22 protein-coding genes are annotated in these 21,860 nt (G+C 62.3%); 13 read left to right on the forward strand and 9 right to left on the reverse strand.

Features of this window, described 5'->3' with window-relative positions; genetic code table 11:
- The gene (locus ABY403_RS00410; protein ID WP_372837518.1) at positions 1-1,137 is read left to right on the forward strand and encodes a CaiB/BaiF CoA transferase family protein; all 1,137 of its coding nucleotides are present in this window, start codon (positions 1-3) and stop codon (positions 1,135-1,137) included.
- On the opposite strand, the gene lpxK is transcribed toward ABY403_RS00410, so the two are convergent.
- Both lpxK and ABY403_RS00420 read right to left on the reverse strand, forming a co-directional pair.
- Positions 1,126-2,121 (reverse strand): tetraacyldisaccharide 4'-kinase, encoded by a 996-nt coding sequence (lpxK, locus tag ABY403_RS00415; protein WP_372837519.1) that lies wholly within the window; start codon positions 2,119-2,121, stop codon positions 1,126-1,128. The genes ABY403_RS00410 and lpxK overlap by 12 nt on opposite strands.
- A complete protein-coding gene (locus ABY403_RS00420; protein ID WP_372837520.1) occupies positions 2,121-3,377 on the reverse strand; it encodes a 3-deoxy-D-manno-octulosonic acid transferase in 1,257 nt (418 codons plus the stop codon). The genes lpxK and ABY403_RS00420 overlap by 1 nt, the downstream gene beginning before the upstream one ends.
- A gap of 138 nt (positions 3,378-3,515) precedes the next feature.
- On the opposite strand from ABY403_RS00420, the gene zapE reads away from it, so the two are divergent.
- The gene (gene zapE, locus ABY403_RS00425) at positions 3,516-4,610 is read left to right on the forward strand and encodes a cell division protein ZapE (RefSeq protein ID WP_372837521.1); all 1,095 of its coding nucleotides are present in this window, start codon (positions 3,516-3,518) and stop codon (positions 4,608-4,610) included.
- On the opposite strand, the gene ABY403_RS00430 is transcribed toward zapE, so the two are convergent.
- Together ABY403_RS00430 and accD are read right to left on the reverse strand one after the other, a co-directional pair.
- Entirely contained in the window at positions 4,607-5,878 is a 1,272-nt protein-coding gene (locus ABY403_RS00430; RefSeq protein ID WP_372837522.1) for a folylpolyglutamate synthase/dihydrofolate synthase family protein, read from the reverse strand. The genes zapE and ABY403_RS00430 overlap by 4 nt on opposite strands.
- Before the next feature lie 95 nt (positions 5,879-5,973).
- A complete protein-coding gene (gene accD / locus ABY403_RS00435) occupies positions 5,974-6,870 on the reverse strand; it encodes an acetyl-CoA carboxylase, carboxyltransferase subunit beta (protein ID WP_372837523.1) in 897 nt (298 codons plus the stop codon).
- Between the two features lie 279 nt (positions 6,871-7,149).
- Here accD and smc point away from each other — a divergent pair, with 279 nt between their 5' ends.
- From smc to ABY403_RS00460, 5 genes are all read left to right on the forward strand, one after another.
- Positions 7,150-10,608: a chromosome segregation protein SMC gene (gene smc, locus ABY403_RS00440; RefSeq protein ID WP_372837524.1), complete on the forward strand. Its 3,459-nt coding sequence runs from the start codon at positions 7,150-7,152 to the stop codon at positions 10,606-10,608.
- A 70-nt stretch (positions 10,609-10,678) separates the two neighbouring features.
- Positions 10,679-11,143: a RidA family protein gene (locus ABY403_RS00445; RefSeq protein WP_372837525.1), complete on the forward strand. Its 465-nt coding sequence runs from the start codon at positions 10,679-10,681 to the stop codon at positions 11,141-11,143.
- On the forward strand, positions 11,140-11,913 hold the full coding sequence (locus ABY403_RS00450; RefSeq protein ID WP_372837526.1) for a glycerophosphodiester phosphodiesterase family protein: 774 nt from the start codon (positions 11,140-11,142) through the stop codon (positions 11,911-11,913). The genes ABY403_RS00445 and ABY403_RS00450 overlap by 4 nt, the downstream gene beginning before the upstream one ends.
- 8 nt (positions 11,914-11,921) lie before the next feature.
- Complete coding sequence (locus ABY403_RS00455; protein ID WP_372837527.1) at positions 11,922-13,094, forward strand: GNAT family N-acetyltransferase; 1,173 nt, start codon at positions 11,922-11,924, stop codon at positions 13,092-13,094.
- Between the two features lie 46 nt (positions 13,095-13,140).
- Entirely contained in the window at positions 13,141-13,737 is a 597-nt protein-coding gene (locus tag ABY403_RS00460) for a glutathione S-transferase family protein (RefSeq protein WP_372837528.1), read from the forward strand.
- Here the strand turns inward: ABY403_RS00460 and ABY403_RS00465 are convergent.
- The gene (locus ABY403_RS00465) at positions 13,734-14,222 is read right to left on the reverse strand and encodes a peroxiredoxin (protein ID WP_372837529.1); all 489 of its coding nucleotides are present in this window, start codon (positions 14,220-14,222) and stop codon (positions 13,734-13,736) included. The two genes, ABY403_RS00460 and ABY403_RS00465, sit on opposite strands and share 4 nt — an antisense overlap.
- Before the next feature lie 79 nt (positions 14,223-14,301).
- Here ABY403_RS00465 and ABY403_RS00470 point away from each other — a divergent pair, with 79 nt between their 5' ends.
- Positions 14,302-15,501 (forward strand): NAD(P)/FAD-dependent oxidoreductase, encoded by a 1,200-nt coding sequence (locus ABY403_RS00470; RefSeq protein ID WP_372837530.1) that lies wholly within the window; start codon positions 14,302-14,304, stop codon positions 15,499-15,501.
- Positions 15,498-16,073 carry a 16S rRNA (guanine(966)-N(2))-methyltransferase RsmD gene (gene rsmD / locus ABY403_RS00475; protein ID WP_372837531.1) on the forward strand — a complete coding sequence of 192 codons (576 nt, stop codon included), beginning with the start codon at positions 15,498-15,500 and terminating at the stop codon, positions 16,071-16,073. Before ABY403_RS00470 ends, rsmD begins: the two co-directional genes overlap by 4 nt.
- Here rsmD and fliP read toward each other — a convergent pair whose 3' ends face one another.
- From fliP to fliF, 4 genes are read right to left on the reverse strand one after another with little or no spacing between them, the layout of a single operon-like run.
- Positions 16,074-16,793, reverse strand: coding sequence for a flagellar type III secretion system pore protein FliP (gene fliP / locus ABY403_RS00480; protein WP_372837532.1), 720 nt, complete (start codon positions 16,791-16,793; stop codon positions 16,074-16,076).
- 1 nt (position 16,794) lies between these two features.
- Positions 16,795-17,079: a FliM/FliN family flagellar motor switch protein gene (locus ABY403_RS00485; protein ID WP_372837533.1), complete on the reverse strand. Its 285-nt coding sequence runs from the start codon at positions 17,077-17,079 to the stop codon at positions 16,795-16,797.
- The gene (locus ABY403_RS00490; protein WP_372837534.1) at positions 17,072-17,668 is read right to left on the reverse strand and encodes a flagellar biosynthesis protein; all 597 of its coding nucleotides are present in this window, start codon (positions 17,666-17,668) and stop codon (positions 17,072-17,074) included. The genes ABY403_RS00485 and ABY403_RS00490 overlap by 8 nt, the downstream gene beginning before the upstream one ends.
- Positions 17,668-19,263 carry a flagellar basal-body MS-ring/collar protein FliF gene (gene fliF, locus ABY403_RS00495; RefSeq protein ID WP_372837542.1) on the reverse strand — a complete coding sequence of 532 codons (1,596 nt, stop codon included), beginning with the start codon at positions 19,261-19,263 and terminating at the stop codon, positions 17,668-17,670. The genes ABY403_RS00490 and fliF overlap by 1 nt, the downstream gene beginning before the upstream one ends.
- A gap of 142 nt (positions 19,264-19,405) precedes the next feature.
- On the opposite strand from fliF, the gene fliL reads away from it, so the two are divergent.
- The 4 genes from fliL to motA are packed head-to-tail and all read left to right on the forward strand — an operon-like array spanning position 19,406 to position 21,810.
- Positions 19,406-19,897 (forward strand): flagellar basal body-associated protein FliL, encoded by a 492-nt coding sequence (fliL, locus tag ABY403_RS00500; protein ID WP_372837535.1) that lies wholly within the window; start codon positions 19,406-19,408, stop codon positions 19,895-19,897.
- A 12-nt stretch (positions 19,898-19,909) separates the two neighbouring features.
- Complete coding sequence (locus ABY403_RS00505) at positions 19,910-20,269, forward strand: hypothetical protein (RefSeq protein WP_372837536.1); 360 nt, start codon at positions 19,910-19,912, stop codon at positions 20,267-20,269.
- Positions 20,266-20,880 (forward strand): MotE family protein, encoded by a 615-nt coding sequence (locus ABY403_RS00510; protein ID WP_372837537.1) that lies wholly within the window; start codon positions 20,266-20,268, stop codon positions 20,878-20,880. The genes ABY403_RS00505 and ABY403_RS00510 overlap by 4 nt, the downstream gene beginning before the upstream one ends.
- 60 nt (positions 20,881-20,940) lie before the next feature.
- Positions 20,941-21,810, forward strand: coding sequence for a flagellar motor stator protein MotA (gene motA, locus ABY403_RS00515; protein ID WP_372837538.1), 870 nt, complete (start codon positions 20,941-20,943; stop codon positions 21,808-21,810).
- Positions 21,811-21,860: the final 50 nt, after the last annotated feature.

Raw genomic sequence — 21,860 nt, forward strand, 5'->3', positions numbered from 1 at the left:
ATGACTCCGCTAGCCGGGCTGAAGGTCGTCGAGCTTGCAAGAATCCTTGCAGGGCCTTGGGCTGGGCAGATTCTGGCGGATCTTGGCGCTGACGTTATCAAGGTCGAGGCGCCCGAAGGCGATGATACCCGCCGTTGGGGGCCGCCGTTTCTGACCCATGAAGGGGAAGAGGCGGCGGCCTATTTTCATGCCACCAATCGCGGCAAACGCTCTGTCATATGTGATTTTCGCACGCCCGAGGGGCAGGCTTTCGTGCGCGATCTGATCGCCGATGCAGATGTGGTGATCGAAAACTTCAAGGTTGGCGGGCTGGCCAAATATGGGCTCGACTATGCCAGTTTGCGTGCGCTGAACCCGCGGCTGATTTATTGCTCGATCACCGGTTTCGGACAAGATGGTCCCTATGCCGAGCGCGCGGGCTACGACTATATCATCCAAGGCATGTCGGGGCTGATGAGTGTTACCGGCGATCCGGCGGGGCAGCCGCAAAAGGTGGGCGTGGCTGTGGTGGACGTGTTCACAGGGGTTTACGCCAGCACCGCCATTCTTGCCGCTGTGCACCAGCGTGCCGCCACAGGTGCCGGGCAGATGATCGATATGGCGCTTTTCGATGTGGCAACCTCGGTGATGGCCAATCAGGCGATGAACTACCTTGCCACCGGCACCTCGCCGCGCAGGTTGGGCAATGCACACCCGAACCTTGTGCCCTACGCGGTATTTCCCTGCGCCGATGGCCACCTCATTCTGGCAACCGGTAATGACGCGCAGTATCGTAGGCTTTGCCATATTCTGAAACTTCCAGAAATTGCAGAAGCTGCGCCCTACCGAACCAACGCCGACCGGATCACCAATCGCGATGCGTTGACAGACCTTATCACGGCAGCGACGCTGCATTGGCACAAGGCAGACCTGTTGGCCGCCTGCGAAGCCGCTGGCGTACCCGCCGGGCCGATCAACGAAATGGCAGAGGTGTTTGCCGATCCGCAAATCGTTGCGCGCGGGATGCAGATCGCACCGGGCGGGGTGCCGGGGGTGCGCTTGCCGGTCCGCTTTTCGGGGGCTGAACTGGCGCTCGATCGCCCCTCGCCCCGGTTGGGCGAACATGACCACGAAGTGCGCGAAAGCCTAAAGCCCTAGCCGCGCCAGCGCCGCATCAAGCGGCGCTTCATCAGACAGCCGCAAGCGCACTGGAAGTGCAAGAACCTTGGGGCGAAACTCTGGCGGCAGGCGGACGGCATCCTTTTCGGTCGTTACCAGTTGCGCGCCACGCAGGCGCGACTCGGTTTCCAGCCGGGTTAGAAGCGCGGGGCTGAAAGGCCGATGATCTTCCAGCGCCTCGCCCCGCAGCACGTCAGCGCCAAGCGCGCGCAGCGTGGCAAAAAACTTTTCCGGGTGGCCGATACCGGCAAAGGCCAGAACCCGCAGCCCGGCCCAGTCCATCCCGGTTTCCAATGGCGCGAGCACGCCAGTCATATGCGGCACACCGATTTGGCTGCCCCAGCGCGCGGCAAACATGGCCTGTGCTGTATCGGGCCCGATCGACAGCACAAGGTCGGCACGCGCCAGCCCCACCGGCACCCGCTCGCGCAGCGGGCCGGCGGGCAGGCATCGGCCATTGCCAAAACCCTTCACGGCATCAACCACCACGATTGACACATCCTTATGTAGCGCCGGGTTCTGGTGCGCGTCGTCCAACACCAATGCCTGCGCCCCCGCAGAGACCGCCGCCAGCGCGCCTGCGACGCGGTCGCGCGACACCCATGTGGGACCGAATGCAGACAATAACAGCGGCTCGTCGCCCACCTCTTCGGCAGTGTGGTCGCGCTCTGACACCCGCAGCGGGCCCTTGGTATGCCCGCCGTAGCCGCGGCTGACGACATGCGCCGTGACACCACGCGCGGCCAGATGCTGCACCAGCGCAATCACCGTGGGTGTCTTGCCGGTACCACCCGCATTGAGGTTGCCCACCGAAATCACCGGCACCCCCGGCACCAAGCCCGCGCCACCCTGCGCCAAACGACGCGCTGTCGCTGCGCCGTAAATCGCGCCAAGCGGGGCAAGCAGACGCGCGGCAAGTGCCGGTCGTTCAGGCGAGGTAAACCAGAATCTCGGGGCCTGCATCAGACTTTCCCCCGTTCTTTGCGCGATAGCGCCGCGTCAACTTCGCCCAGCAAGCGTCGCGCTACCTGTTCGGCCGCCCCCGCCTGCCCCGAGATCATGGCCCATGCGTTATGCGCCAGCGCCGCCACCCGGTCGGGTGCTATCAGTTCTGCAACCACATCGGCCAATGCTTCTGGCGAAACGGCCAGTCGGCAAGCACCGGCATCGGCCAGACGCGCATAGTCGTCTGCGTATTGTCCTGTGACCGGGCCGTGCACCACTGCCGAACCCAGCGCAGCCGCCTCTAGCGGTGAGCGCGCGGCACCACCTGCGTAAAGCGTGCCGCCCATCCATGTCAGCGGCGCAAGCCGATACCAAAGCCCAAGTTCGCGTTCGTCCTCAACGATAAGAACCTGCACGTCATCCTCTGGCTCTTCTTCGACGGCGCGCCACGCAGCACGGTGGCCACGCGACTCGATCTCGGCGGCGATTCGTTCTGCGCGCCCCGGGCCATCAGGCATCAATACCAGCAGCATCCGATGCGCCCGAAGAAGTGCCTTTTCATGGGCAGCCAGCACAGCGTCCTCTTCTGCCTCAGGCACGGCCACGGCAAACCAAAGCGGTCGCGATTGCAATTGCTGCGCCAATGCTGCGCGTTCGGCCTCGGTGCAGGACAAAGGTTCTACCGGCTCTCGGATCGGGCCCGAAACCGTGATCGCCGCGGTCGAAATCCCCATCCTCTCAAGCCAGACGGCGCTAGCCTTGTCAGGCGAGATCGCAATATCAAAGCGCGCATAAACCGCGCGCGCAATAGCCCGCCACCAAAGCCTTGAGAATGTGCGCAGCCCACCAAGCTGAGGCGGCCGCGCCTCTAGCAGCGCAAGTGCAGCACCCTGCGCCGATGCTTCGGATATCAACGCGGCAGGCAAAGCATTGGGCGCAGGTGCGCCAAGCAGCACGAATAGCGCAGGGTCCCATGCGGACACCATCGCCCTCGCGGCAGACACGGTTTCGACGGGCCCCGACTGGCGCAGCACCCCTTCGGGAAGCACCATCGCATCGGGTGCGCCACTGACCAGAATGTTCAAATCTGGCCGAAGCCGCAAGATCGTGTGAATCAGATGGAGCGCCGCATTCGCCGATTCGGGCGTGGCGATCTGTAGCCAAAGCAGCGGCCCCTCAGGCCGCTCGACCGCTTGCGCGGGTAGCGCATGCTGCACAGATTTGCCGTTTGCGCGTGTGCGCAGATGCAGCCATAGGGCGAATGAACGCGGCATGTTCGGCACTGTTCAGAGATAGAACGCGGGGTGAATACGCTGCGCCATCGGGTTTCCTTCAATCGCCGGGCCGGCGGGATGAACCTATGCGATGCGGGCGGGGTTCTCAAGCCGGGCGCGGCAGGCTATCGGAGGCACATGAACAAGAGCCTAGTTGAAATCTACGATGGATTGGTGGCGGCGGGCACCCTACGTGCGGACCCGGCGCAGCGTGCCGCCTTGCCGCTGCTGGATGCGGTGCGAAAGTCTCTGGCAGCAAGGTCGCGCCCTCGCGCAAGCGGCTTGCGCGCGATACTCAAGCGCCCACCGCCTGAGGCGACACCCAAGGGGGTCTACCTCTGGGGCGGGGTCGGGCGCGGCAAGTCGATGTTGATGGACCTGTTTTTTGCACATGTGGCCACGCCCGCCAAGCGACGCGTACATTTTCATGCCTTCATGCAAGAGGTGCAGGCCAAGTTGCACTCGCTGCGCAAGACCGAACTGCAAGACGTGATTCGCCCCGTGGCGGAAGAAATCGCCGCCAAAGTTCGGCTGTTGTGTTTTGACGAAATGCAGATCGGCGACATAGCTGACGCGATGATTGTCGGGCGTCTGTTTCAATACCTCGACGAACTCGGCGTGGTGGTGGTGACAACGTCGAACCGCGCGCCAGACGACCTTTATCGCAACGGCCTGAACCGTGCCCTGTTCCTGCCCTTCATCGCGTTATTGCAAGCACGGATGGTGGTGCACGAGTTGGAAAGCGAAACGGATTACCGCCAGCATCGATTGGCCGGGGCGCAAGTCTATTTCACACCCGCAGACGCGCGCGCCGAAGCCATGATGCAGAAAATGTGGGACGATCTGACCGGGGCCGATCCGGGGACACCGCTGCGGTTGACGGTTTTGGGGCGCGAGTTGGTGATAGAGCATCACCACGCCGGGGTCGCGCGCGCCAGTTTCTGGGATCTGTGCGCCCGCCCTCTGGGCCCGGCCGATTACTTGGCGCTTGCGGCGGCGGTGCGTGTGTTGATGATCGACCAGATCCCGCTGCTTTCGGCGTCCAATTTCAATGAAGCCAAGCGATTCGTGACTTTGATTGACGCCGCCTATGAAGCAAAGCTCCGGCTGATCTGCTCTGCCGCAGACCTGCCCGAGCGGCTTTATGTAGAAGGCGAAGGCATCTTTGAATTCGCCCGCACAGCCAGCCGCTTGCGCGAGATGCAGGCGGCCGATTGGGCACCGCGCGCCTAGCCGTTTTCGCGCAGCACACCCCCCGCAAGGTAGAGCGAACCGCAAATCAAAATCCGCGCGCGGGGTTCTGCCGCAGAAATCGCCCGTACCGCCGCAAGCACGCTATCGGCGGTGCTGGCGGTAATCCCTACGGCCTTTGCCGCCGCCTCTGTTTCGGTGGCGCTAAGCGTGTTCGGCTCGCCCGGAATTGAAACAGCGGTAAGCGTGGCTGCTTGCGCAGCCAGCGGGCGCAAGTAGCCTGCAATGTCTTTTGTGTTCAGCATCCCGACCACAAGGTGCGTGGGCCGCCGCGGCATTCTTGCCAAGGTTGCTGCAATTGCCTGCCCACCTGCCGGGTTGTGACCACCGTCAAGCCAAAGCTCGGCCAGAGGGGCCGCTTCCACCAGCGGTCCGCGCGTCAGGCGCTGCATCCGCGCGGGCCATTCGGCGCGCGAAACGGCGGCTTCGCAGGCAGCATCGTCGAACCCCAGATGGCGCAATGCAGCAATGGCTGCGCCCGCATTCTCGATCTGATGCGGACCGGGCAGGTTTGGAAGCGACAGATCAAGCAGCCCTGTCTCATCTTGATAGATCAGACGGCCACGTTCCTCTGAGGCGTGCCAATGTTGCCCATGCACCAAAAGTGGGCAGCCCAGCCGGGCGGCGCGCGCCTCGATCACCGCCAAAGCATCGGTGGCTTGCGGGCCGACCACGCAGGGCACGCCGCGCTTTAGGATGCCAGCTTTTTCGCCTGCGATCTCGGGCAGGGTTTCGCCAAGATATTGCTGATGGTCGATCGAAACCGGTGTGATCACGCATAGCGCCGGGCGGGGTAGCACGTTGGTCGCATCAAGCCTGCCGCCAAGGCCGACCTCCAGCAGGGTGTAATCAGCAGCCGTGCGCGCAAAGCCAAGGAAGGCCGCGCAGGTGGTAATCTCGAAGAATGTGATCGGTTGGCCGAGGTTTGCCTGTTCGCATTCATCTAGCAGCGCGACAAGTTGCGGCTCGGGTATGATTTTTCCAGCGATGCGGATGCGTTCGTGAAACCGCGCAAGATGCGGCGACGTATAGGCGTGCACCGTTTTGCCCGCAGCCTCCATGCCCGCGCGCATCATCGCCTGAGTCGAGCCTTTGCCGTTGGTGCCCGCGATATGGATAACCGGCGGAATTGCCGCCTCCGGATGGCCCAAGGCCGCCAGAAGCCGCTCTACCCGATCAAGCGTAAGGTCGATGATCTTCGGATGAAGCGTCATCAGGCGGGTCAGGATTTCGTCGGATGGCTGCGGCATCGCGGGATTCCGGCTAAGGGATAAGGAAGGCATTCTGCCCCCCTTTTGCGCCAGCGCGCATTCACCCGTCAAAAGGGGTTTTGGTCAATGAAACCTCAAGGCGTGGCAGCGCGGGGGGCAGGCAGATCGGCCACAATAGCCGGTGGCAAGCGCATCATCTGGCGCAGGATGGTGATAAGTTCGTTGCGCAGGTTCTTGCGGTGCGTCACGCGGTCGAGCATCCCGTGGTCCAGCAGGTATTCGGCACGCTGAAAGCCTTCGGGCAGTTTTTCGCGAATCGTCTGTTCGATCACGCGAGGACCGGCAAAGCAGATCAGCGCGTTGGGTTCGGCGATCTGAACATCGCCCAGCATGGCGTAAGAGGCAGTGACACCGCCGGTCGTCGGATGGGTAAGAACGACGATGTAAGGAAGCCGCGCTTCTTTCAGCATCTGCACAGCCACAGTCGTGCGCGGCATCTGCATGAGGCTAAGAATCCCTTCCTGCATACGCGCGCCGCCAGCAGCGGAAAACAGCACCAAGGGGCGCTTTAGTTTCACCGCGCGCTCGGCGGCGGCGATGATTGCGTTGCCCACATACATGCCCATAGAGCCGCCCATGAAGGCAAAGTCCTGCGCGGCGGCAACAATCGGCGTGCGCCCGATTTCGCCTTCGGCGACAAGCATCGCCTCTTTTTCGCCAGTCGCCTTTTGCGCGGCCTTCACGCGGTCAGGATATTTTTTCTGGTCACGAAAACCGAGCGGATCGGACACCGGATCCGGCACAGCAACCTCGACAAAGCTGCCAGCGTCAAACAGCGCGGCAAAGCGATCGCGCGGGGTGAACGCCATGTGGTGGTCACAAGAGGTGCAGACGTTGAGGTTATCGCTCAGCTCGCGGTGGAACAGCATGGTCCCGCACTCGGGGCACTTGGTCCAAAGATTCTCTGGCAGCTCTCGGCGCGAAAACAGCGAGTTGATCTTTGGCCTGACGTAGTTCGAGATCCAGTTCATCTGCGGTGCCCCCGTGACGTCACGTCGGGGTGAAATAGTCCTGCGGCGCGCGAAATGCAATCGCCCTGCGACTTTGGGTGCACATGTCGCATTCAGCTGCATCGGGATGCGGGCCAAGGCTTCACCGGGCATTCGCGCAAGCGACCCGGGGGTTCAGCCGTATATCTTGTGGATAACGCGCCTGATTCCGCCAGATGCTGCGCGCACCGGTTGACAGCGCGACCCATCGCGCCAACTATTTCCTGCCGGACAGATGCACCGGTGCAAAGGATCAACGGTTTGCGGTTCACCCGGCTTCGCCTCAATGGCTTCAAAAGCTTTGTCGACCCGACCGACCTCGTCATTCAGGACGGGTTAACTGGCGTTGTCGGGCCGAATGGCTGCGGCAAATCGAATCTGCTCGAAGCGCTTCGCTGGGTGATGGGCGAAACCCGCCCAACCGTGATGCGCGGCGAGGGGATGGAGGACGTGATCTTTGCTGGTGCCGCCTCGCGCACCGCCCGCTCTTTTGCCGAAGTGTCACTATCGCTCGACAATAGCGAACGGCTGGCACCTTCGGGTTTCAACGACACCGATACGATCGAGATCGCAAGGCGCATTACCCGCGATTCGGGTTCGGCCTACAGGGTCAACACGCGCGAAGTGCGCGCGCGCGACGTGCAGATGCTGTTTGCCGATGCCTCGACCGGGGCACATTCGCCCGCGTTGGTGCGGCAGGGGCAGATATCCGAACTGATCAACGCCAAACCCCGTGCGCGGCGACTGATTCTTGAAGAAGCCGCGGGCATCTCGGGGCTGTATCAGCGCCGCCATGAAGCCGAGTTGAAGCTGAGCGGTGCCGAGGCAAATCTGCTTCGGGTCGATGACGTGGTAGAGCAGTTGGCACAGCAACTTGCGTCGCTGATGCGGCAGGCGCGGGCTGCGGCGCGCTACCGCGAAATCGGCATCGAGTTGCGGCGCGCCGAGGGGATCTTGCTTTACCTGCGCTGGCGCGGTGCGGCAGAACAGCTTGTCGAGGCCGAAACAGCACTGACGGCGGCAAGCCTGGCCGCGGGGCGCGCCGAGGTTGCGGCGCGTGGAGCGGCCCGAAGCCGCGAGGGTTGTGAGCAGGCACTGCCACCGCTGCGCGAAGAAGAGGCCGTCTCTGGCACGATTCTTCAACGGCTGTTGCTGCAACGCGATGCACTCGGCGTGCAGGTGGCCGAGGCAGAGGCACGCATTGCCGGGCTGAAGGCGCAGCTTTCGCGAATCGAAGAAGATGCCGCCCGCGAAGCTGGGCTTAACCGCGATGCGGCAGAAACCATCGCGCGGCTGGAATGGGAACAGGGCCAGATCGTCAAGGCAGGCGACGGTTACGAAGCGCGTCTTGAAGCCGCGGCGGTTGCCGCGGCAACGGCAGCGCAAGCCCTGCAAGCGCGCGAAGCCGAACTTGCCGAATTGACCGAAGATGCAGCAAGGCTTGCCGCACGCCACCAGTCAGCCGAGAGGCTGTTGGCGGAAGCACGCGGCGCGGTGGCGCGAAACGAGGCCGAGGTGGCGCGCGCGGTTGCAACTGCGACCGAGGCGCAAGCTGCACTGGAAAATGCCGGGCGCGACTTTGCACGGGCCGAGGCGGCCCGGGTCAGTGCCGATGCAACTGCGAAAGCAGCCGAAGCAGCCCTTGGCACCGCAGAAAACACCCGCGCGGAAGTGCAAGAGCGCGAGTCCCGCGCGCGCGCCGCACGTGCCGAAGCCGAGGGCGAAGCCGGTGCGTTGCGCGCGCAAGCCGCAGCCTTGGCGCGGCTTGTCGAGCGCGAAACGGGCGGTGGCAATCAACTGCTTGATCGTGTGCAGGTGGCGCGTGGCTTTGAACTTGCGCTTGGGGCCGCGCTTTCAGACGACCTTCGCACCGCCGATGCCGCCGAAAATGCCGATAGCGGCTGGGCCACGCTGCCGGATTATCCAACCGTGCAGCCGCTGCCCGAGGGCGCAAGCCCGCTTGGTGCGCATGTGCAGGCACCCGCGCTGCTTGCGCGGCGCTTGGCGCAAATTGGCGTCGTGCCCGACCGCGCAACCGGAAAGCGCCTACAGGCCGCGCTGGCACCGGGGCAACGGCTTGTAACGGTCGCAGGCGATCTCTGGCGTTGGGACGGATTGCGCGCAGCGGCGGAAGACGCGCCTTCGGCAACTGCGCTGCGCCTGCAACAGCTTAACCGGCTCGTCGAGTTGAAGCGCGATCTCGAAGAAGTTTCGGCGCGCGCTACCGGGGCTGCGCAAGCCCATGAAATGCTGACCCGCGCCTTGGCCGAGGCAGGGCGCGCCGATAGCGCCGCACGAGAGGCCCGGCGCGAGGCCGACCGGGCCTTGGCCGAGGCAGGCCGTGCGCTCAGCCGCGCTGAATCGGAACGCTCGATTGCCGCAAGCAGGCTCGAATCGGCCACCGCCGCGCGCCAGCGCCACGCAGAAGAGGCTTCTGCCGCCGGGTTGCGCGCCGCCGAGGCTGAAACGGCGCAGGCCGCCTTGCCAGATCTCGACACCGCGCGCGGCGAGGTCGAGCGCACCAAACTTTCGGTCGAGGCGGCACGGCGCAGCATGTTGTCCGAGCGATCGGCACATGAAGACCTGCGGCGCGAGGGCGAAGCGCGTTTGCGCCGACGGCACGAGATTGTGCGCGAGGTTTCCGGTTGGAAGCTTCGGCTCGACACCGCAGAAAAGCGCAGCGAAGAGCTATCAATGCGCCGGCAAGAGACTGAAACCGCCCTCCAGGCAGCAAAGGCTGCGCCTGCCGAACTTGCCACCCGTCGCACAGCACTTGAAGACGCGATCGCAACCGCCGAAAAGCGGCGCAAGAACGCCGCCGAGGCCCTTGCTGCGGGTGAAGCGGCGCTGCGCGCAGCCAGTGACGCAGAACGCGAGGCCGAACGCGCCGCAGGTGAGGCGCGAGAAACGCGCGCCGCCGCGGCGGCTAGGCGCGATTCCGGGGCGGAGTTGGTTGCAGCCGCAGCCGACAACATCCGCGAAGCCTCTGACGTAGAACCCCAAGATTTGTTGGCATCACTTGGCGTCGATGCCGCCGACCTGCCCGCAACCGAGGCGCTTGAAATCGATCTGGCCCGGCTTCGTCGTCAGCGCGAGGCGCTTGGCGCAGTCAACTTGCTTGCAGAGGAAGACGCGCAAGGGGTGAAGAGCGAGCACGAAACGCTGGTGCAAGAGCGCGAAGACCTCGAACAGGCAATTCGCAAGCTGCGCGCAGGCATCGGCAGCCTGAACCGCGAAGGCCGCGAACGTTTGTTGACCGCATTCGAACAGGTCAACGAGAACTTCGGGATGCTGTTCAAACATCTCTTCGGCGGTGGTGATGCGCGGCTGCTACTGGTCGAGTCCGATGACCCGCTGGAAGCCGGACTCGAAATCATGTGCCAACCGCCGGGCAAGAAACTTTCGTCCATCAGCCTCCTGTCGGGGGGCGAACAGACACTAACCGCGATGGCGCTGATTTTCGCGGTTTTCCTTGCCAACCCCGCGCCGATCTGCGTGCTCGACGAGGTGGACGCGCCGCTGGACGATGCCAACGTGACGCGCTTTTGCGATCTGCTGGATGAAATGACGCGGCGCACCGACACGCGCTTTCTGATCATCACGCACCATGCAGTGACAATGGCGCGGATGGATAGGCTGTTTGGCGTGACCATGATAGAGCAAGGCGTCAGCCAGCTTGTCAGCGTCGATCTGAAACGCGCGGAGGCGATGATTTCATAGGGCTGCTGCGGCGCTGTTCAATACCAACGCTGCGCCGCATGGTGCAGCACTGACTACATGGAGAACGGATATGAGTGGAAAGATCGACGCGCAATTGAAGGCTCTTGGCATCAGCTTGCCTGCGGCTCCCGCTCCGGCGGCGAACTATGTGCCGTTTGTGCAAAGCGGCAATATGCTGTTCGTCTCGGGGCAAATCAGTCAGGGCGCAAGCGGTCTGATCCGCGGCAAACTCGGTGCCGGGATGGGGGTCGAAGAGGGTGCTGTGGCCGCACGACATTGTGGCTTGGCGCTTTTGGCGCAAGCGCGCGCTGCTTGCGGCGGCGATCTGGACAAGGTCCTGCGGGTGGTCAAACTGACCGGATTTGTAAACTCCTCGCCCGATTTCACGGACCAGCCCGAGGTGATCAACGGTTGTTCTGATCTGATGGTTGAGGTTTTTGGCGAAGCTGGCCGCCACGCGCGCGCCGCGGTCTCGGTGCCCTCTTTGCCGCGCGGTGTCGCGGTCGAAATCGATGCGATTTTCGAGGTGAAATGATGCCTGCGTTGCACCCCGATTTTCTGCGCCTGCCCCTTGCGCACCGCGCGTATCACGACAAGACCAAGGGGCGGCCAGAGAACTCGATCGAAGCGGTTCGTGCCGCCGTCGATGCGGGATATGGCATTGAAATTGATATTCAACCTTCGGCCGATGCGGTGCCGATGGTGTTTCACGATTACGATCTCGCGCGGATGACGGGGCGGCAGGGCAAGATTTCGGACCTTTCCGCCGACGCGCTGTCGCGCCTGCCGCTGATCGGCGGGTGCGAAGCTGTGCCAACACTGGCGCACGTTTTGGCCGAGATTGCAGGCAAAGTGCCGCTGCTGATCGAGATCAAGGACCAAAGCGGCACCAGCGGGCCCGAAGTTGGGGCGCTGGAGGCTGCTGTTGCCAAGGTGCTTGCGGGCTACGCGGGCCCGGTGGCGGTGATGTCGTTCAACCCGCATTCGGTTGCCGCCTTTCACACCCAAGCACCCGGCATCGCCGTGGGCCTTACCACTGCCGCCTACGAGCCCGAGGAATACCCCGAACTGCTTGGTGCCGTCTGCGATCATCTGCGCGACATACGCGACTATGACCGCGTCGGCGCAACCTTCATTTCGCACGAGGCAAGCGACCTTGCGCGGCCACGGGTGGCCGACTTGAAAGCCGCAGGCGCGAAGGTTCTATGCTGGACGATCCGCTCGCCCGAGGCCGAGGCCAAGGCGCGCGAAGTGGCGCATAACATCACCTTCGAAGGGTATGCCGCAGCACGGCCCAGCGCATAGGGGCAACGGTGGAACCTCTGGCAGCACAGGTATTTTCGTCATTTTCAGAAATATCTGAAGATGATTGGGATTCCTGCGCCTGCCCCGAAGCGCAATTAGGCGGCAGGCCACTTGATCCTTTCATGACCTACAGGTTTCTGTCGGCGCTTGAGTCCTCGGGTTCGATCGGGCCGGGTACGGGCTGGTTGCCGCGCCCGCTGCTTTTGCGCGCCGATGATGTGCTGGTCGCTGCGGCACCGCTGTTTATCAAGCAACATTCGCAAGGCGAATACATCTTCGACCATGCATGGGCCGATGCTTTGGAACGCGCGGGCGGGCAGTATTATCCAAAACTTCAGGTGGCGGTGCCATTCACCCCGGCAACCGGGCGGCGGCTACTGGCGCGGCCCGGACGCGAGGCAGAGGCACGGGCTGGCATATTGGCCGCACTGCGCACCATGACAGAGCAAACAGAGCTTTCATCTGCGCATGTAACCTTTTGCACCGCTGACGAGGCGGCAGCCGGGCCTGCGCACGGTTTTCTGCACCGCCTTACGATCCAGTACCATTGGCAGAACCGGGGCTACGCAGAATACGACGATTTTCTGGCAGACCTGTCCTCGCGCAAGCGCAAGGCACTGCGCAAGGAACGCGCCGAGGCGCAGGCCTTTGGCGGCGAAATCGTAACGCTGACAGGCCCGGAGATTGCGCCGGAACATTGGCAGGCGCTCTGGCAATTTTATCAAGACACTGGCGCGCGGAAATGGGGTCGGCCCTATCTGACGCAGGCGTTTTTCGACAACGCGATGGCGTTCAACCCCGATGTGCTGATGGTGCTGGCACGCCGAAATGGCCGCTGGGTTGCCGGTGCGCTTAACTTCATCGGGCGCGAGGCGCTGTTCGGGCGGTATTGGGGCGCAATCGAAGACCATGCGAGCCTGCATTTCGAGTTGTGCTATCACCGCGCGATTGATTGGGCGATTGCGCATGGCCTGCTGCGTGTCGAGGCAGGTGCGCAAGGCGAACACAAACTCGCGCGCGGCTATCTTGGCACCGAGGTGCATTCGCTACACTATATCGCTGATCCCGGCTTTCGCCGCGCGGTAGCAGAGTATCTTGAACGAGAGCGCAGGGCGGTTCTGCAAGAGATCGACGAGCTTGCTACGCTCAGCCCGTTTCGCCGCGATCAGAGCAGGGCTTGATGTAACAACGGTTTGCGGCAGCGCCGCGTTCGGTAGGAGAGCATTCATGACTGCGGAATTGACGCTTTACACAAACCCGAAATCACGCGGGTTGATCGTGCAAAGAATGCTTGAAGAGATCGGCCAACCCTATCGAAAGGTCGTGCTAGAGTTCGGTGCCCCGATGCGCACGCCCGAGTTTCTTGCGCTGAACCCGATGGGCAAGGTGCCGGTGCTGGTGCATGGCGAGGCCGTGGTTACCGAAGCCGCCGCAATATGCGCCTACCTTGCGGAAGCCTTTCCAAAAGCGGGCCTTGCGCCAAAGCCCGAAGAACGGGCCGACTATTTCCGCTGGATGTTCTTTGCCGCAGGGCCACTTGAAGCCGTTGTCACCGCGCGGGCATTGGGCCTTGAGGCACCGCCCGAGCGCCGCGGCATGGCAGGCTATGGCGACTTTGATACAGTGGTGGCCGCGTTGGAAGGCAAGCTCGCTGGTTCCGACTATGTGGCGGGCGGGCGCTTTACAGCGGCAGACGTGTACCTTGGTGCGCAGGTGGTATGGGGCCTTATGTTCAAGACCCTACCCCCGCGCCCCGCACTGGTTGCCTATCATGACAGGCTGATGGCGCGCCCGGCATGGGTGCGCGCCAACACCCCCGCTTAGACGACCGCAAGCATCGCCTCGCCGCCAGAAATATCACAGGTGCCGTTCGATTCCTCGGCGTGCAACACTTTCACGACGCCATCATCGACCAGCATCGCATAGCGTCGCGAGCGGTTGATCAGGCCCGCTGCGGGCGCGGTAAAATCCATGCCCATCGCTTTGGTAAAGGTTGCCTCGGCGTCGGAAAGCATGGTGATACCTGCCTTCGCGGCACCCGTTGAATCGCCAAATGCCTTCATCACATGCGGGTCGTTGACCGCGATGCAGATGATTTCAGCAATACCCTTGGCATCGAACTGTGGCTTCGTGCGAATGAAGCTTGGAACATGCGCGGTTGTGCAGGGGCCAGTATAGGCACCGGGCAATGCAAAGATCACTACGCGCTTTCCGGCAAGCCTTGGTGCAAGCTCGACAGGTTCGGGGCCAGACGGGCCCATGCGCAAAAACGTGGCTGCGGGCAGTTTATCACCGACTGTAATCGACATCGTGAAGTCCTCGCGCATTGTGTTCAGGTTACGCACAGTTATAGGTTCCGCGCAGAAAATGAACAGTAGGAGTAGCGGCATGGCAGGGGTAGTAATTGTTGGCGCTGGCCAAGCTGCGGCCTCGGCTGCGGCAAAGCTCCGGTCGTCTGGCTATAGCGAACCGATCACCCTTATCGGCGACGAACCTCAACCGCCTTATCAGCGCCCGCCGCTGTCAAAAGCCTACTTGCTGGGGCAGATGCCGCTTGAGCGGCTTTGGCTGCGCCCGCACGAGTTTTGGGCCGAGCAGCAGGTGGAATTACGTCTGGGCACGCGGGTAGAGGCAATCGACCGTGCGGCAAAGCAGGTGCGACTGGCAGACGGCGCGACCGTCGGCTACCAGCATCTTGTCCTTGCTACCGGTGCTGCGCCACGCCACTTGCCCGCCGCCATCGGCGGCGCGCTGAAAGGCGTGCATGTCGTGCGAAATCTTGCCGATGTCGATGGCATGGCACCCGATATGCGCCCCGGTGCGCGGCTGGTGGTGATCGGTGGTGGCTATATCGGGCTAGAGGCGGCCGCAGTTGCGCGCAAGCTCGGGTTGGAGGTGACACTGGTCGAGGCCGCGCCGCGCATACTCGGCCGCGTTGCCTGCGCCGAAACGGCAGACGAAATACGCGCCCTGCACGCCGCGCATGGGGTTGATATCTTGGAAGGTATCGGCATTGCGAAAATCACGGGCGATGATCGTGTAACCGGCGTTGATCTGGCAGACGGCCGCCACCTGCCTGCCGAACTTGTGATTGTCGGCATTGGTGTGACCGCCGAGGCGGCGCTTGCCAAGGCGGCGGGGCTGGACGTGGACGGCGGCATCGTCGTCGATGAGTTTTGCCGCACCTCCGACCCGGCCATTTGGGCGGCGGGTGATTGCGCGGTTTTTCCGTTCGAAGGCGGGCGGATGCGGCTTGAAAGCGTCGGCAACGCTATCGACATGGGCGAACTGGTTGCCGCCAATATCGCGGGCGAACCCCGCGCTTATGTGCCCAAACCTTGGTTCTGGTCAGACCAATATGATGCAAAGCTGCAAATTGCGGGGTTGTTGACCGGACATGACCGGGTGGTCACGCGCCGCGCGGGCGGTTTCTCGGCTTGGTATTTCCGCGGCACAACGCTGATTGCCGTTGACGCGCTGAACGATGCGCGCGCCTACATGGTCGGCAAGCGCTTGATCGAGGCGCAAAAAAGCCCCGATGCCGCAGCCATTGCCGACCCTGCGATCGACCTCAAGGCATTTTTGTGAGGATCATCGGCGGCAACGCACGCGGCCTCAAGCTGGCCGAGGTTGGCGAGGGCGACCCGTTGGCGCATTTGCGCCCCACATCCGACCGGGTGCGCGAGTCGATCTTCAACCTGCTTGTCAACGGCACGCATGGCAACCCGATCCCCGGAGCGCGGGTGCTCGATCTATTTGCGGGTACCGGCGCGCTTGGCCTCGAGGCGCTGTCGCGTGGGGCGGCACATGCGACCTTCGTCGATAGCGGAACGGCGGCGCGGGGCTTGTTGCGCCAGAATATCGAGCGGATGCGCGCAAACGACACGACCGAGATCTGGCGCCACGATGCATGCAACATGGGCGAAAACCGCGGCCCGCGTTATGATCTTGTGTTCCTTGACCCCCCCTATGAAAGCGGCCTTGGCGAGCGCGCGCTTGCCTCGTTGAGCGTGGGGGGGTGGCTTCGACCCGGCGCGATGGTCGTTTGGGAAGAGGGCATTGTGGCCGCACCGCCGCCCGGCTTTGACCTGCTGGACCAGCGTCGCTACGGCGGCACGATCGTTACGCTGCTGCGCGCATCGGGCGCGGACCATTCCTGATCAGAAGTAACTTCGCACCAGCGCGCCGGAAACCAGCGTCCAGCCGTCAGCCACCACAAAGAACGCAAGCTTGAAGGGTAGCGCCACAATTGCGGGCGGCACCATCATCATGCCCATCGACATCAGCACGGCGGAAACCACCAGATCGATGATCAGGAACGGAAGGTAGAGAAGGAAGCCGATCTCGAAGGCCCGCGACACCTCTGAAAGCATGAACGAAGGCACCAGCACCGAAAGCGGTGCATCACCGATAGCACCCTCAACACGCGGTTCGGGGCGCAGTGACAAAAGCGAGGTAAAGGTATCTGCATCAATCCGCGCCGCCATGAAGGTGCGAAATGGTGCCGCGCCAAGCCCGAAGGCGGTGGGAATATCAATTTCTCCCTCAATCAGCGGCGCGGCGGCCACTGCCCAAGCCTCGGTAAATACGGGCTCCATAACGAACCATGTCAGAAACATCGCGAGGCTGACGATCAGCATGTTCGGGGGCGATTGCTGCAAGCCGATCGCCTGCCGCAGAATCGACAGAACAGTCACGATGAAGGGAAAGCACGTGACCATGATCGCGATGCCCGGCGCAAGACTCAGCACGGTCAACAAAGCGATGGTCAGCATGGTGCGCCCGGCAAGGCTGTCGCCATCACCCAGAGAGAGGGTGATTTCCTGCGCACCGGCTGGCGCGGCCAGCAGCCAGAACACAAAGATCAGCGCCGCGCGCATGTCAGAGGCCGTTTTGCAGATCGACCACTTCGGTCAGCCGCACGGCAAGCTGCCCCGTCTGGTCGCCGGAAAGCTCTGTCAACTCGCCGCGCGCGATGAGCTTGTCGCCAACGTAAAGCTCTACTGGGTCATCGACGCGCCGATCAAGCGGAAGGATCGCGTCGCGCTTCAGCCGCAACAACTCGCGCACTAGTGGGCGTGCCTTGCCGACAGAAATGGTAATTTCGATCGGCACTTGCGTGAAAGGGTTGGCGAAGCGCGCATCGGGCTGGCTAGAGCTATCCATCGCATTCTTTCTGGATTTCAAGTTGGAAAAAGGCCGTCACGGCAGCAGACATGGCAGCGGTGACATGGTCGAGATCGATGCGTGTTTCTGCGTCGTCAAAACGCAGATAGACCTGCGCATCACTAAGCGAGGGCTCTTCGGCAAACTGTAGCGGAAACCCCGCGCGCGGCCGCAAGACCGCCTCGACCGTCTCTCGGCTTTCAGGGCTGACAACAACGGTCAGGGGCGTCTCTGCCAATTTCTCGGCCATAGGCATGAGCTTTTCGAGCGCCACCATACCCACTGACTCGCGCGCTAGACGGGGCAGAACCTTGGCCACCATGTCGTGCAGAAGTGGCCTAAGCGCGCGTAGCACATGGCTGCGCGCCTCGTGATAGCTGAAGGCAAGCGCCTGTAGGTTGCGGCCAAGGTCGGCGCGCAGTTTTGCGGCCTCGCCCTCTTGGGCTGCGACGGCGTCTTCCCACCCGGCGCTATATCCTTTTTCGAATGCGGCAAGCTTTGCCTCTTCAAGGTCTGCCAGATTCATCCGGACTGCTTCACCGCCCGAGTTTTCGGTATCAAATGCTTCGAGACGGAATAGCTGCACCATCAGGCTTGCTCCCCATGATCTTCCATCCAACTGCGCAAGATCTCGACAGACTCATCCTGCCGTTCATTGATCAGCCGTTTCAGCCGCGCCACCGGGTCCTGCGCGTCATTGCGCTCTCCGAAATCGCCGGTTCCCATCGGCATCGCCATTTCGAAACCTGAAATCACCGGCAGGTCCGCTGGAACATAGCTTTCCTCGTCAATCACGCCGCTCAGCGCCGCCGTGGGCCGTGTGGTGGCTGGCGTTTCAGGTGCTGGCAATTCGGAAAGCCGCGCAGGCATAGGCCGGGTGAAAATCGGTCGGAGCACGAAAAGACCGAGCACCAGCGCCACAACCGCAAGCACAGCAAGCTGAACAAGTGACATCACATCAACCGCAAGGCTCGAAAACACGCCCGGAACCAATGCCTCGTCTGGCACCGCAATAGGTTGGAATGGCAGCGATTTTAGGGTGATGACATCGCCGCGCGCTGCATCATAACCGACGGTCGAGGCAACCAGATCATGCAGCGCCGCAAGCTCTTCCTCGGAGCGCGGTTCAATGACCGTGCTGCCATCGGCGGCAGAGGTTTGTACGGCATCGACCAGCACAGCCACGCTCAGGCGCTTGATGGCTCCGGGGCTGCGCAAGACCTCCCGCGTGGTTTCAGACACCTCGAAGTTTACTCGTTCGCTGGTTTCGCTTTGCTGACTTTGCGAGTTGCCGCCCACGCCACCTGCGCCCGAGGGCAGATTGGACGCCACAGTCACCGCACCCTGACCGCTGTCAGTCGAGGAATTGCTGCGTTCCTGCGTTTCTGTAGAAATCGCCACGCGGGTCGAAGGGTCGAAGGTGCGTTCGGTGATCGCCTCGCGCTCGGTAACAGTCTCGATCGAAACCTCGACGACCGCGTTGCCGTATCCCACACGCGCCTCGAGCAGACGCTCGACACTCTGCTTCAACTCTTGCGCGCGGCTTTCACTGCCCGGCACCGCGGCAAGCTCTTCGCCCGAGGCGATCAAGCCGCCGATTGTGTCGATTACCGAGACATCTTCGGGCGTCATTCCAGTTACGGCAGAGGAAACAAGGTATTTCAGCGCCTTGGCTTGCGCGGGTGAAAGCCCGCCTGCCGCCGTTGCCACGATAACCGAGGCGCTTGGGTGCAGCTCCTTACGAAAGGGATGCGAGGTCGGGTTCGCAATATGGACCCGCGCGCTACGGATCAGCGGGCTTGACGCAATCGTGCGCCCCAGTTCGCCCTCCTTGGCACGCCAATATGCCGCGTCAAACATTTGCGAAGTAGTGCCAAAGCCCGATAGAGAATCGAGCAACTCATAGCCTGCGCCACCGGGTGCCGGCAGCCCTTCGCTGGCAAGAAGCATACGCAACTCGTCCCGCCGCGCGGATTCCACATAAATGGCGTCGCCCCGCACCTCGTAGGTTGCGCCGCGCTGATCAAGCGCGGTCACGACATCGCCCGCCTGCGTTCCCTCCAGCCGCGCATAAAGCAGCGCCATCGACGGCTTCGATGCAATGTTCGAAAGCCCCAGCACCGCAGCAAACACCACCAACGTGGCAATGCCGACAGTCACACGACGACGCATGTCGAGCGTCATCCAGATGGCTATCAACTGTTGCAAAGGCACCTCCCGGTGAACGGGCTTCTGCCCTTCATCGGCCAGATCATTGCTCGATTGCGCTTAACAATCGGTTAGTGAGCTTTGGTCTATATCGAGCTACCGGATCAGCGGGGATGCGATGGCCGATACCGACCTTGCGGCGCAAGCCGCACCCGAAAGAAAATCAAAATTGCCCCTGTTTGCGGGGCTTGGTGCCATGGTCCTGCTTGGCGGTGGTGCGTTCTATGCTGTGTACTCCGGGCTGATTCTCGGACCTGCCGCGACTGAAACACACACCACGCAAAGCGATGTCGTTGTGGCCGCACTGCCCGATATCGCCTTTGTGCCGCTGGAGGCACTTGTTATCCAGCTTGGTGCTGGCAGTTCGGCGCGCCATCTGCTCTTTCGCGCGCAGCTCGAGGTTGCGTCGGCCTTTCAAGCGGATGTCCAGCTTTTACTACCGCGCGTGATGGACGTGCTGAACGGATACCTGCGCGCCGTCGAGATTGCGGAACTCGAGGATAGCTCTGCACTCATCAGGCTGCGCGCGCAGATGCTGCGCCGGGTGCAGATTGTCACCGGCGAAGGGCGCGTGCGCGACCTGCTGGTGACAGAGTTCGTGGTAAACTGAGGAGCGCGAGCGATGGATTTTATTGCAGATATTCTACTTGGCGCGGGCGCACTTGGTGCTGCGGTCTATTGCCTTGTGCTCGCGGCGCGGCTGAAGCGGTTCAACCAGCTTGAAACCGGCATGGGCGGTGCCATCGCGGTTCTATCGGCACAGGTCGATGACATGACACGGGCATTGCAAAAGGCGCAGGATGCCGCCGGCAAATCGGTTTCCACGCTCGGCACACTGACCGAACGATCTGAGAAGGCCGCCGAACGGCTAGAGCTGTTGCTGGCGTCGATGCACGATCTGCCCGAGCCGGGCAAAGGCGGCCGTCGGTTCAAGGTGGTGCGGCGGCGCGTGCAACACGAAGATCTTGAGGCGGCGGAATGAGCGATGCGCCCGCAAGGCAGGCCGCAATCGCACGGCCGGCACCGCCAAAGCGGCGACGCCGGGGCGGGCCCGGAACTCTTTGGGTTATCGTTGTTTTGCTCGCAAGTTCTGGGCTGATCCGCATCGGAGAGAACACCGGCAGAGCATTTGCCGCATCGGGCGCTCCGCACGAGGCAGAAGCTGTGGCAACCTGCGAACCCGCGCCCGACGCCGGTGCACTGCTCAACGAACTGCGCAGACGCGAATCGGTGCTAGCCACGCGCGAGGCCGCGCTGGAAAGCCGCGCGCAAACAGTAGCACTTGCCCATTCGCAACTTGAGCTGAAGCTGGCCGAGCTGGTGGCGGCGGAGGATCGGCTCGCGGCAACACTCGCCATGACAGATGGCGCGGCCGAGGGTGATGTTGCGCGGCTTGTGACTGTCTATGAAAACATGAAGCCCAAGGAAGCCGCCGCCGTTTTTTCCGAAATGGCACCCGAATTCGCCGCAGAGTTTCTGGCGCGTATGCGCCCCGACGCTGCGGCCTTGGTTTTTGCCGGACTGGAACCGAAATCGGCCTATGCCATTAGCGTGCTGATCGCCGGGCGCAATGCCACAGCACCGGTGCAATAATGCGCAGAGAGTTTCTTAACAGCGCCCTGCGAAGGTTCCGAGCATGACGGAGGCGCGCGCATGATCGGCATTATCGGCATAATTGTCATCTTCGTGATGGTGTTCGGCGGCTTCAAACTCGCTGGCGGACACCTCGAAATCATCTTGGAAGCCGTGCCTCACGAAATGATCACCATAGGTGGTGCTGCCGTGGGTGCCTTCATCATCTCCAACGATTTTCCCACGATCAAGCACACGCTCAAGGATGTCGCCAAGGTCTTCAAAGGCGCGACGTGGAAGCCCGCTGACTTCCGCGATCTGCTCTGCTTGCTCTTCGAGCTTATTCGGCTGGCGCGGCAGAATCCGGTGGCGATCGAAGAACATATCGAGTCGCCGGAAAGCTCCAGTATCTTTGGCAAATACCCGAAAATCCTCAAGGATCATGCAGCGATCGAACTGATCTGCGACACGCTGCGCTCTGCCTCAATGAACTATGACGATCCGCATCAGGTGGAAGAGGTGTTGGAAAAGCAGCTTGACGCAAACCTTCAGCACGCGCTGCACGGTAGCCACGCGCTGCAATCCATGGCCGATGCGCTGCCCGCGCTTGGCATTGTCGCCGCCGTTCTTGGCGTGATCAAGACCATGGGCTCTATAGATCAACCACCCGAAATCCTTGGGGAAATGATCGGCGGCGCGCTGGTCGGCACGTTTCTGGGCGTGTTCATGGCATACGGGTTTGCCGGGCCCTTCGCGCAAAAAGTCAAAGCCGTGGTCGAGGAAGACAGCCATTTCTACAAGTTGATCCGTGAAGTGTTAGTGGCCAATTTGCACAATCACGCAACCAACATCTGCATCGAGGTCGGGCGTCAGAATACCCCGCACCATATCCGCCCGAGCTTTTCGGAACTGGAAGAAGCGATCAAGGCGATCAAGCAGGACGCGGCATGATCGCCGCGCTTCGCCTTTGGCTTTTTGTATTGCTGTTTGCCGTGCCGGCA

It is taken from the genome of Phaeovulum sp., from assembly GCF_041596715.1.
Classification (GTDB): Bacteria; Pseudomonadota; Alphaproteobacteria; order Rhodobacterales; family Rhodobacteraceae; genus UBA6213.